This is a genomic window from Streptomyces niveiscabiei (assembly GCF_001419795.1).
Taxonomy (GTDB): domain Bacteria; phylum Actinomycetota; class Actinomycetes; order Streptomycetales; family Streptomycetaceae; genus Streptomyces; species Streptomyces niveiscabiei.
The window spans coordinates 1-10766 of sequence record NZ_LIRL01000307.1 but is presented as its reverse complement, the minus strand read 5'-3'; the positions used below and the strand labels follow the sequence as shown (position 1 = coordinate 10766).

Genomic DNA, 10766 nt, shown 5'->3' with positions numbered 1-10766 from the left:
CCCCACCCCCCACGGCACCTTCACCGCGTACGGCTACCGGGCCGCCGACGGCATCGAGCACATCGCCCTCGTGCACGGCGAGATCGGCGACGGCCACGACGTACTGGTCCGCCTCCACTCGGAGTGCCTCACCGGTGACGTCTTCGGCTCGCGGCGCTGCGACTGCGGGCCCCAGCTGGAGGCGTCGCTGAAGCGCGTCCGGGAGGAGGGCCGGGGAGTCGTCGTGTACCTGCGCGGGCACGAGGGGCGCGGGATCGGCCTGCTGCCCAAGCTGCGGGCGTACGAGTTGCAGGAGCAGGGCCACGACACCCTGGACGCCAACCTGGAGCTGGGGCTGCCCGCCGACGCCCGGGACTACGGCGCCGGCGCGCGCATCCTCGCCGACCTCGGCGTGCGCACCGTACGCCTGATGACCAACAACCCCGAGAAGACCGCCGCGCTCGCCCGGTACGGCCTGACCGTGAGCGGCCGGGAACCGGCCCCCGTGCAGGCCGGCGAGCACAACATCCGGTACCTGCGCGCGAAGCGGGACCGGATGGGACACGACCTGCCCTGGCTGGAAGCGGCCGGCGGCGACCAGGGAACGACCGGAGGAGAGAAGTGAGCGGCAAGGGCGCACCGGAGCTGTCCGTACGCAATGTGGGTGACCTGCGGGTCGCCGTCGTCGCGGCGCAGTGGCACGAGAAGGTGATGGACGGCCTGGTGGACGGCGCCCTGCGCGCCCTGCGCGACCTCGGCATCGACGAGCCGACCCTGATCCGGGTCCCGGGCAGCTGGGAGCTCCCCGTCGCCGCGAAGGTCCTCGCGGGCCGCGGCTACGACGCGATCGTGGCGCTCGGCGTCGTCATCCGCGGCGGCACCCCCCACTTCGAGTACGTCTGCCAGGGCGTCACCCAGGGTCTCGCCCAGGTCTCCGTGGAGACCGGCGTCCCCGTCGGCTTCGGCCTGCTCACCTGCGACACCGAGGACCAGGCCCTGGACCGGGCCGGCCTGGAGGGCTCGAACGAGGACAAGGGCCACGAGGCGGTGACCGCGGCGCTCGCGACGGCGGCCGTCCTGCGCTCAGTATCCGAACCGTGGCACTGAGCCGAAAGAGCATCGGGCTAGAGTGACCTCACCATGTCCAAGAAGACGTTCGAGGAGCTGTTCACCGAGCTCCAGCAGAAGGCCGCCACCGGCGACCCCGCCACCTCCCGCACCGCCGAACTCGTCGAGAAGGGCGTCCACGCCATCGGCAAGAAGGTCGTCGAGGAGGCCGCCGAGGTCTGGATGGCAGCCGAGTACGAGAGCAAGGACGCCGCGGCCGAGGAGATCTCTCAACTCCTCTACCACGTCCAGGTGATGATGGTCGCCCGCGGAATCTCGCTGGACGACGTCTACAGCCACCTGTAGAAACCCGCTTTCCGACAATCCCGCTCACACAGAAGGAAGCCGACCTCATGCTGCGCATCGCCGTCCCCAACAAGGGTTCCCTCTCCGGCCCTGCGGCGGACATGCTGCATGAGGCCGGCTACCAGCAGCGCCGCGAGTCGAAGGAGCTGCGGGTCGTCGACCCGGTCAACGAGGTGGAGCTGTTCTACCTCCGCCCCCGCGACATCGCGATCTACGTCTCCTCCGGCCGCCTCGACATCGGCCTCACCGGCGAGGACCTCCTCGTCGACTCGGGCGCGAGCGCGGAGGTCATCCTCCCGCTCGGCTTCGCCCGCTCCACGTTCCGCTTCGCCGCCAAGCCCGGCACGGCCGCGAGCGTGGCGGACCTGAACGGCAAGACGGTCGCCACCTCGTACGAGGGGATCGTCGCCAAGTACTTCGCCGACAACGGCATCGACGCCTCCGTCGTCCACCTCGACGGCGCCGTCGAGACCGCGATCGAGCTGGGTGTCGCCGAGGTCATCGCCGACGTCGTCGAGACCGGGACGTCGCTGCGCAACGCGGGACTCGAAGTCTTCGGCGAGCCGATCATGAAGTCCGAGGCGGTCGTGATCCGCCGCACCGGCGCCGACACCGAGGACCCCAAGGTCCAGCAGTTCCTGCGCCGCCTCCAGGGCGTCCTGGTCGCCCGGACGTACGTGATGATGGACTACGACTGCCGCGTCGAGCAGCTGGAGAAGGCCGTCGCGCTCACCCCAGGACTGGAGTCCCCGACGGTCTCCCCGCTGCACAACGAGGGCTGGGTCGCCGTCCGCGCGATGGTCCCCACCAAGGAGGCGCAGCGCATCATGGACGACCTGTACGACATCGGCGCGCGCGCGATCCTCACGACGGCCATCCACGCCTGCCGGCTCTGAGGGACCCTGCGATGCCTGAACTGCCCGTCATTTTCCGGCCCGGCCGCACCCGCGCGGTGCTGCTCGGCTCCGGTGTGATGATCTTCCTCACCATCTCCGCCGTGGCCCTGCTGCTCGAACAGCTCGGCCCGGGGGAGCGGCTCAGCTTCATCGTCACCGGCGGCCTCGTCTTCTGGGTCCTCGCGCTGCTCTCGCGGGTGCGCGTCGTCGCCGACGAGGCCGGGGTCACCGTCGTCAACATCGTGTCCCGCAGGCGCCTGGACTGGGCGGAGATCCTCCAGGTCAACCTCCGTCCGGGCGACCCGTGGGTGTTCCTGAACCTCAGCGACGGCACCAGCCTGCCCGCGCTCGGCATCCAGCCGGGCTTCGACAAGAAGCAGGCCATCACCGACGCGAGCGCCCTGCGCGCACTGGCCGACGCCCGCTCGATCCGGGACCCGGAAACCTCCTAGGACGACATCCGGGCCGCCGGGCCTGCCGCTGAGGCCCCTGTCTTGATTAATCTGGTGGCGGAGACTCTCCCATGCGTCTCCGCCCCCGCCGTACCGCGCCCCGGCGGGCGGGGGCCACCTGCTATCCGAGGAGTGACTCCCTCCGGCAATGGACGGATCGTCCTGTAGTACCTGCGCCGCCCCCTTCCCCCTCACCCCGGAGGCGGCGGCATCATGACCACCCCCCTGCTGCTCCTGACGGCCGCGTTCGTCCTGATCCTGGCCAACGGCTTCTTCGTGGCCGCGGAGTTCGGGCTCGTCACCGTGGAGCGCCCGGACGCCGAGAAGGCCGCCGCCGAGGGCGACAAGCGCGCCCGTACGGTCGTGGAGTCGCTGAAGGAGCTCTCCTTCCAGCTCTCCGGCACCCAGCTCGGCATCACCATCACGTCCCTCGTCGTCGGCATGCTCGCCGAACCGGCCCTCGCGGAGCTCCTCGACGGCCCGTTCACGGCGGTCGGCGTGCCCGAGGGCGCCGTCTCCGGTGTCGCCGTCGTCGTGGGCATGCTGCTGGCCTCGGCCGTCCAGATGGTCATCGGCGAACTCGTGCCGAAGAACTGGGCGGTGTCCAAGCCGCTCCAGGTCGCGCGGTTCGTCGCCGGCCCGCAGCACGCGTTCTCCCGGCTCTTCCGCCCGGTGATCGCCGCCCTGAACACCGTGGCCAACCGTCTCGTGCGGGCCCTCGGCGTCGAGCCCACCGACGAGCTGGCCTCGGCCCGCACCCCCGGTGAACTGGTCTCCCTGGCCCGGCACTCCGCGCAGGCGGGCGCCCTGGAGCAGGACACGGCCGACCTGTTCGTCCGCACCCTGTCCCTGGCCGAGCTGACCGCGCAGCACGTGATGACGCCCCGCGTGAAGGTCAGCGCCCTCCAGGCGTCGGCCACCGCCGAGGACGTCGTCAACCTGACCCGCGCGACCGGCCTGTCCCGCTTCCCCGTCTACCGCGAGAAGATCGACGAGATCGTCGGCATGGCCCACCTGAAGGACGCGCTCGCCGTGCCGGTCCACGACCGGCTGCGCACCCCGGCGAGCCGCATCGCCCGCCCCGCCCTCCTGGTCCCCGAGACCCTCCCCGTCCAGCCCCTGCTGGCCCGGCTGCGCAGCGAGCAGCCCATCGCCGTCGTCGTCGACGAGTACGGCGGCACGGCCGGGGTGGTCACCCTGGAGGACATCGTCGAGGAGATCGTCGGCGAGGTCCGCGACGAGCACGACGGCCAGGACACCCCCGAACTCGCCGCCGCCCCGCCCGAGGACGGACGGCCCGCCTGGGACGTCGACGGCAGCTGCCGCGTCGACACCCTCCAGCGCATAGGCCTCACGGTCCCCGAAGGGCCGTACGAGACGGTCGCCGGCCTCGTCGCCGACCTCCTCGGCCGCATCCCCGCCGTCGGCGACCGCGCGGAACTCCCCGGCTGGCGCCTGTCGGTGCGCCGGGTGGGCCACTACCGGGCCGAGCGGGTGCGCGTGGTGCGTACGGGCGTCGTCGTGGAGGTGGCGCGATGAGTTCCGGTCGTGTCCGCGTCTCCCCGGAGGCCGTCCGATGAGCCTCCTGCAACTCCTCTTCGCCGGGCTCCTCGTGCTCGCCAACGGCTTCTTCGTCGGCGCCGAGTTCGCGCTCGTCTCCGTACGCCGCTCCCAGATCGAACCGCTGGGCACGGCGCGGGCCCGGCAGGTGCTGTACGGGCTTGAGCGGCTGCCCCAGATGATGGCGGCGGCCCAGTTCGGGATCACCGTCTGCTCGCTGACCCTGGGCGCGGTCGCCGAACCGACCGTCGCGCACCTCCTGGAGCCGGTCTTCGAGGCGATCCACCTCCCGCACGGCATGATCCACCCCCTCGGGTACGTCATCGCGCTGGCGGCGGTCGTCTTCTTCCACCTCGTCATCGGCGAGATGGTCCCGAAGAACCTCGCGATGGCCGCCCCCGAGAAGGCGGCGCTCTGGCTGAGCCCCGGCCTGGTGTGGTTCGCGCGCCTGTGCAAGCCGGTCACGATCGCGCTCGGCGCGGTCGCCCAGGGCATCCTGCGCCTCTTCCACGTCGAGCCCAAGGACGAGGTCGAGGCGGTGGTGACGAGCGAGCAGCTCAACCGCCTCCTCGAAGACTCCGGCCAAGCGGGCCTCCTCGACCCGGAGGAACGTGAACGCCTCGAAGACGCCCTGGAGTTGGGCTCCCGCCCGATCACGGACGTCCTCCTGAAACGCGAGGCGCTGGTGACGGTGACCCCGGCGGTCACCCCGGGCGAGATCGTCGCCCTGACGGCCCGCACGGGCTACTCCCGCTTCCCGATAGCCGCCGAGAACGGCGCCTTCATGGGCTACCTGCACATCAAGGACGTCCTGGACCTGGAGGACTCGGAACGCGCGGTCCCCCAGCACCTGTGGCGCCCGATGACGACCCTGCGCTCCGAACTCCCCCTGGACGACGCCCTGACGGTGATGCGCCGAGCGGCCACGCACCTGGCCCAGGTCGCGGACGGCTCGGGGAAGGTGCTGGGGCTGGTGGCGCTGGAGGACGTCCTGGAGATGCTGGTGGGCGAGGTGACGGACCCGGCGCACCGGGACTCACCGCAGCAGGCGCTGGCCGTCTGATGCAGGCAGGGACCCGCGCCCCGTTCTTTAGGGGCGCGGGTCTCACATGGCCGAAGGGTCCTGGGGCCCGCGCCCCGACAGCACTTCCCCATACGCCTGCATCAGATCCGCCAGCCGCAGCGTCGCCAGGTCGTCCCGCGACAGCGCCCCCGTGTACATCGACAGCCGCAGATCCCGGTACGCGCAGCTCTTCTCGTACAGCGTCCGCAGGAACCGCCCGTTGCCCAGCTCGTCGATCCACCCCTGCTCCACCACGTGCCCGGCGATGGAGCGCAGCTCGTCGAGGGCCTCCTCGTCCCACACGTCCCCGTTCTCCGCCGCCAGCACCTCGCCGATGGAGGTGAGTTCGAGCGGCCGGTAGGAGGGGAAGTCGACGCGCGAGGTGAACCGGGACGACAGCCCGGGGTTCGCCGCGAGGAGCCGGTCCATCCCCTCCGGGTACCCCGCGAGGATGACGACGAGGTGATCCCGGTTGTCCTCGGCGCGCTTCAGCAGCACCTGGAGGGCCTCGTCCCCGTACGCGTCCCCTTTGCCGTACCCGGAGTTGGAGAGCGAGTACGCCTCGTCGACGAAGAGGACGCCCCCGAGCGCGGAGTCGATGAGTTCGTTGGCCTTGACGGCGGTCTGCCCGAGGTACTCCCCGACGAGGTCGGCGCGCTGGGCCTCGACGAGGTGATCGCCGCCGAGGAGCCCGAGCGCGTAGAAGACCCGCCCGAGGATGCGCGCGACGGTGGTCTTGCCGGTGCCGGAGGGCCCGGAGAAGACGAAGTGTCGTTTCGGCGGCTGCACGGGCAGCCCCTGACCGGCGCGCAGCCGGGCCATGTTGAGCTGCGCGGAGAGCGCCTTGACCTGCCGTTTCACGGGTTCGAGCCCGACCATGCGCTCCAGTTCGGCGAGCGCTTCCTCAAGTAAGACGGGGTCGGCGGGCCCGGGCGGCAGCGAGGAGGCGACGGCTTTCTCCCGCACCCCGGACTCCCCGACGGGCGGCAGCGGCACGACGGGCGGCAGGTCACCGGGGTCGGTGAGCTTGAGGTCGCGCCCCTCCGTGCCGAACAGCGGATCGAACCCGTCGGCGGCATCGACGCTGTCCTGCCCGAACCCGGTGAGGGTGATCGCGGCGAGGTCGGCGGAGTCGTCGTACCCGTCGCCCTCGGCGATCGCGGCGAGCCGCGCGGACGTGTCCATGAACGCGGCGTCGACGCGGTGGACGGCGCGGTAGAGGGGGAGGGCGGCGGCGGAGCGCCCGGTGCCCTCGTGCGCGCGGGCGAGCCAGTAGCGCAGTTCCTTGCGCTGGGGCTGTTCGCTGCGGCAGCGCATGAGCGCGGTGGACAGCAACGGCTCGGCCTGGCCGTACATTTCGAGCCGGACGCGGGCCATCCCGCCGAACAGTCCCGCCTCGATGCCGAGCAGCGGATCGTCGAGCAGCGGGTCGGTGTGGCGGGTCAACTGCTCCCAGTCCTTGACCAGATAGGCCCGGCAGGCGTGCAGGAACCGCACCTGGTGGTCGGTGTCGACGGGCGGCAGTCCGGCGAGCGCCCGGTCCAGTTCGGGGACATGGCGTCCGTCGAGCCAGTGCGAGGCGTGCGCGAGCAGCAGATCGCGCGGGCTCTCCAGCACGGGCTGCACCCACCAGCCCAGCCAGTACCAGGAGTTGAGGGTCCGGCGGTGCCGGGTGCGCTGTTCGCCGAAGCGGTCGCGGTGCCGGAACATCCGCAGCAGCGCGGTCGTCGTGTCGACGCGCAGCGCGTGCAGGCCGAGCCAGCCGTCGGCCATGCCGGGGTCGATCCGCACGGCGGTGCGGAACTCCTCCTCGGCCTGCGGATAGGCGCCCATCGTGTAGGCGTCCACGCCTCGCAGCCAGGCGAGGTCGGCCGGGGCGTCGGGGCCCCGGGTGCCGAAATCCATCACGTCCCCCACAAACCGTGCCCCCGTCGGATGGCCGGTGGGCCGTCGCCCGCCGACCGCCAGAGCCGAACCGCTGTGCATCAGACCGGAGTTGAGAGCATCCGCCGGTAGGTCGCACCGAGGGCATCGTACCCGCGTGGGAGGGGTCGGCCGTAGGGTGCCGCACCGGACGTTTGACGAGGTGGGAGCAGATGGGGCGCATCCGGAACGGTGACCCTGGGTGAGCGGAAGGGGCCGTTCCATGGCCGGAGAAGAGGCTCACGGACCGGGGGAGGACAGAACGAAGCCCCCGATCACGGGGGAACAACCGGGGGCTTCGCGTCTTCGGGCGGCTTCGAATGCCGCACATTGAGAACGTAAGTCCTGTACGGCCCCTCGGTCAAGCCGAGTTGAAGCAGTGAGGCGCATTCGTCCGCAAGACCCTTCACCGTTTCACCACAACATGGGCGTTTAACTACCCTGTGTGACATCCCGGTACGGACCAAGCGCTCCCGCAGGCCCCGGCAGCACCTCGTACCCCTCGGTTGTCTGCCGTACCAGGAGATTCGCGGAAGGTCGTGTGGGGTCTTCGGCGAAATGCGCCCGCTCCGCTTCGACCCAGCCGTCCCAGAACTCCCGCTGCTCCGCCCCGTCCCGCGCCCGCCCCCGCGCCCAGGCGCTCGCGCGGCCCATCTCCATCCACAACACCGCCGCGAGATACGGCCGCAGCGCCCGCCGCCCGGCCCCGACGCCCTCGACCAGCACCACGGGCGCCGCGGGCAGCACCCGGGACGGCCCGAAGGCCCGCGCCCGCCAGTCGTACGGCGCGTACGAGGCGTCCTCTCCCCGCCGGAACGGCCCGACGACCCGCGTCAGCACCCGCTCCGTCCAGCCGAACAGCTCCTCGTGGCTCGCGACGTCGTCGATCCGCAGCACCGGCGCCCCGCCCAGCTCCCCGGCCAGCCACCCGGCGAACGTCGACTTCCCCGACCCCGCGTGCCCGTCCACCCCGACCAGCCGCACCGGCCCGCAGGACGGCGGGAGGTCACGCAGGAGGGCGGCGAGCTGATGGATGGCGGGTCCTGTGCGTCGCAGGGGAACGGGAAAGGGCGAGGTCAGTCTAGGTCGCGCCCATGTCGGTGCCGGACAGTGCGCACGCGCGGGGTCATAGTGGGCGGACAGTCCGCCGAATCCCCGGGGGTGCCGTCCCATGAGCAACGCCGAGCAGCCGTCCCGCCGGACCGTCCTCGCGGCCGTCGTCACCGCCGCCACGACCGTGACGGCCGCCGCGTCCCCGCCCCCGCCGCGCACGGTCGACTTCCGGGGGTGGACGTCGCACGGGGACTGGTGCGCGGGGGAAGCGGACGGGACCGCCGTGGCCGGGGGGTACGGGGGAGAGGGAGCCGGCCTCGTGATCGGCGACCCGGCCGGCACCGCGCCGTACACCGACCCGCACACCGGGACCACCGCCGACTGGGAGTACGCGACCTGGACCTCGCCGGCGTACCGGTTCGCCGTGCCCGCCACCGAGGTGATCGCCTCCTGGAACGCCGACACCCCGCCGGGCACCTGGCTCCAGACCGAGCTGACCTGCACGTACTCCGACGGCACGGCGACCCCCTGGTACGTCATGGGCCGCTGGGCCGCCGGCGACCAGGACATCAGGCGGACCTCCGTCGACGGCCAGAAGGACGGCCGCAGCACCGTCTGGACGGACACCCTCGCGATCGACGACCCCGCGAGCGGCCCGCGCCTCGCCGCCTGCCGCCTGCGCCTGACCCTCCACCGCAGACCGGGCACCCGTCTCACCCCGACGGTCTGGCGCGCGGGCGCGATGGGCTCCGACGTACCCGACCGCTTCACCGTCCCGGCCTCGACCCCCGGCCTGGCACGGGAGTTGATCGTCCCGCGCTACTCCCAGGACCTCCACCGGGGCCAGTACCCGCAGTACGACGGCGGCGGCGAGGCCTGGTGCAGCCCGACCTCCTCGCAGATGATCGTCGAGTACTGGGGCGGGCGCCCCACCGCCGAGCAACTCGCCTGGGTGGACCCGGCGTTCACCGACCCCCAGGTCTGCCACGCCGCCCGCCACACCTACGACTTCCAGTACGAGGGCTGCGGCAACTGGCCCTTCAACGCCGCCTACGCGGCCACGTACGCCGGACTCCGGTCCGTCGTCACCCGGCTGACCTCCCTCACCGACCTGGAGACCCTGATCGCGGCCGGTATCCCGGCGATCACCTCGCAGTCGTTCAGGAAGGAGGAGCTGACCGGCGCCGGGTACGGGACGGCGGGCCACCTGATGACGGTGATCGGGTTCACGCCGGACGGGGACGTCATCGCCAACGACCCTGCCTCGCCCACGGATCAGGCCGTGCGGCGGGTCTATCCGCGGCGCGAGTGGGAGAACATCTGGCTGCGTACCAAGCGGTACGACGCCGAGGGCAAGGTCGCCTCCGGCAGCGGGGGAGTCTGCTACCTGTACTTCCCCGCGCGGCCCGACGGACGGCAGCGCGCGGCCCTCGCGGCGGTCGGCGTCACCGTGTGAGCAAGCTCTCGGCGGCAAAAGCCCTGAACGATGGCAAGGTGGACGAATGACAGCGAACTCTGCCACCGCCGCCCAGGTCCGCACCGGCGGCCCTCGTGAAGACGGCCCGAAGGTCCTCGAACACGCCCTCGGCTGGGTCCTCGTCGCGGTCGTCGCGATGCTCGTGACCCAGCTCGGCCTCCTGTGACACGTGCCGGTGGATTATGCCGGATGCGCCGACCGGTGTGACCTGACCCACGCTTGACCTGACATACTGCGGTGGTCCCGCCACAGCCCGAGACCAGGGTCGAGTATTGAACATCAGTGCACAGCGCGACGCCGCCCGTCCCAAGGCCCGCGGCACCGAACGCTCGTTGGCGCGCCGCGCCGAACTCATCTCCATCGGGCGGAAGTTGTTCGCCGACACGTCCTACGACGCGCTGTCGATGGACGACATCGCGCGCCAGGCGCACGTCGCCAAGGGGCTGATCTACTACTACTTCCAGTCCAAGCGCGGCTACTACCTGGCGATCATCCAGGACTCCGTCGCCGACCTGGTCACCTTCGCCGCGAGCGGCATCGAACTGCCCCAGGTGGACCGCGTCCACCGCACGATCGACAGCTACCTGCGCTACGCCGAGCACAACCAGGCCGCCTACCGCACGATCGTCAGCGGCGGAGTCGGCTTCGACGCCGAGGTGCACGGCATCCGGGACGGGGTGCGCGAGGCGATCGTCGCGACCATCGCCGAGGGCGCGTACGGCCGCACCGACATCGCGCCGCTCGCCCGGATGGGGCTGCTGTCCTGGGTGTGCAGCGTCGAGGGCGCCGCACTCGACTGGATCGACCGGGACAACCCCCTCTCCCGGGACGACATGCGGGAGTTGCTCGTGAAGACGCTGGGCGGGGTGTTCCGCTCGATCGAGGAACTGGACGCGGGATACCCGACGCCGCAGGAGGCCCGGCGGGAGGGGTGAGGGAGCAACGGGGGG

12 protein-coding genes are annotated in these 10766 nt (G+C 71.6%); 10 read left to right on the top strand and 2 right to left on the bottom strand.

Going from position 1 to position 10766, the window contains the following annotated elements:
* From ribA to AOK24_RS16100, 7 genes are all read left to right on the top strand, one after another.
* The coding region (ribA, locus tag AOK24_RS16130) for a GTP cyclohydrolase II (protein ID WP_063799458.1) at nt 1-604 on the top strand (604 nt) is incomplete at its 5' end.
* The gene (ribH, locus tag AOK24_RS16125) at nt 601-1086 is read left to right on the top strand and encodes a 6,7-dimethyl-8-ribityllumazine synthase (RefSeq protein ID WP_055720772.1); all 486 of its coding nucleotides are present in this window, start codon (nt 601-603) and stop codon (nt 1084-1086) included. The genes ribA and ribH, both read left to right, overlap by 4 nt.
* Before the next feature lie 33 nt (nt 1087-1119).
* Nucleotides 1120-1392, top strand: coding sequence for a phosphoribosyl-ATP diphosphatase (locus AOK24_RS16120; protein ID WP_010357964.1), 273 nt, complete (start codon nt 1120-1122; stop codon nt 1390-1392).
* A gap of 47 nt (nt 1393-1439) precedes the next feature.
* Nucleotides 1440-2288, top strand: a complete 849-nt coding sequence (gene hisG, locus AOK24_RS16115) for an ATP phosphoribosyltransferase (protein ID WP_055720771.1) — start codon at nt 1440-1442, stop codon at nt 2286-2288.
* A gap of 11 nt (nt 2289-2299) precedes the next feature.
* Nucleotides 2300-2740, top strand: coding sequence for a PH domain-containing protein (locus AOK24_RS16110; RefSeq protein WP_055720770.1), 441 nt, complete (start codon nt 2300-2302; stop codon nt 2738-2740).
* A gap of 213 nt (nt 2741-2953) precedes the next feature.
* Nucleotides 2954-4279 (top strand): hemolysin family protein, encoded by a 1326-nt coding sequence (locus AOK24_RS16105; protein WP_055720769.1) that lies wholly within the window; start codon nt 2954-2956, stop codon nt 4277-4279.
* Nucleotides 4280-4316: 37 nt separating this feature from the next.
* Entirely contained in the window at nt 4317-5363 is a 1047-nt protein-coding gene (locus AOK24_RS16100; protein ID WP_055720768.1) for a hemolysin family protein, read from the top strand.
* A 42-nt stretch (nt 5364-5405) separates the two neighbouring features.
* Here the strand turns inward: AOK24_RS16100 and AOK24_RS16095 are convergent, their stop codons facing one another.
* Nucleotides 5406-7268, bottom strand: coding sequence for an AAA family ATPase (locus AOK24_RS16095; protein WP_055720767.1), 1863 nt, complete (start codon nt 7266-7268; stop codon nt 5406-5408).
* Between the two features lie 450 nt (nt 7269-7718).
* Nucleotides 7719-8321, bottom strand: a complete 603-nt coding sequence (locus AOK24_RS16090) for a uridine kinase family protein (RefSeq protein WP_206191209.1) — start codon at nt 8319-8321, stop codon at nt 7719-7721.
* A 136-nt stretch (nt 8322-8457) separates the two neighbouring features.
* Here AOK24_RS16090 and AOK24_RS16085 point away from each other — a divergent pair, with 136 nt between their 5' ends.
* From AOK24_RS16085 to AOK24_RS16080, 3 genes are all read left to right on the top strand, one after another.
* Complete coding sequence (locus AOK24_RS16085) at nt 8458-9795, top strand: peptidase C39 family protein (protein ID WP_055720766.1); 1338 nt, start codon at nt 8458-8460, stop codon at nt 9793-9795.
* A gap of 46 nt (nt 9796-9841) precedes the next feature.
* Entirely contained in the window at nt 9842-9982 is a 141-nt protein-coding gene (locus AOK24_RS47545; RefSeq protein WP_107103969.1) for an SCO1431 family membrane protein, read from the top strand.
* Between the two features lie 106 nt (nt 9983-10088).
* Nucleotides 10089-10751, top strand: a complete 663-nt coding sequence (locus tag AOK24_RS16080; protein WP_055720765.1) for a TetR/AcrR family transcriptional regulator — start codon at nt 10089-10091, stop codon at nt 10749-10751.
* Nucleotides 10752-10766: the final 15 nt, after the last annotated feature.

Coding starts and splice junctions, on each gene's coding strand:
- hisG (WP_055720771.1), top strand. CDS start 1,440: ATGCTGCGCATCGCCGTCCCCAACAAGGGTTCCCTCTCCGGCCCTGCG.
- AOK24_RS16100 (WP_055720768.1), top strand. CDS start 4,317: ATGAGCCTCCTGCAACTCCTCTTCGCCGGGCTCCTCGTGCTCGCCAAC.
- AOK24_RS16085 (WP_055720766.1), top strand. CDS start 8,458: ATGAGCAACGCCGAGCAGCCGTCCCGCCGGACCGTCCTCGCGGCCGTC.
- AOK24_RS16120 (WP_010357964.1), top strand. CDS start 1,120: ATGTCCAAGAAGACGTTCGAGGAGCTGTTCACCGAGCTCCAGCAGAAG.
- AOK24_RS16105 (WP_055720769.1), top strand. CDS start 2,954: ATGACCACCCCCCTGCTGCTCCTGACGGCCGCGTTCGTCCTGATCCTG.
- AOK24_RS16110 (WP_055720770.1), top strand. CDS start 2,300: ATGCCTGAACTGCCCGTCATTTTCCGGCCCGGCCGCACCCGCGCGGTG.
- AOK24_RS16095 (WP_055720767.1), bottom strand. CDS start 7,268: ATGGATTTCGGCACCCGGGGCCCCGACGCCCCGGCCGACCTCGCCTGG.
- AOK24_RS47545 (WP_107103969.1), top strand. CDS start 9,842: ATGACAGCGAACTCTGCCACCGCCGCCCAGGTCCGCACCGGCGGCCCT.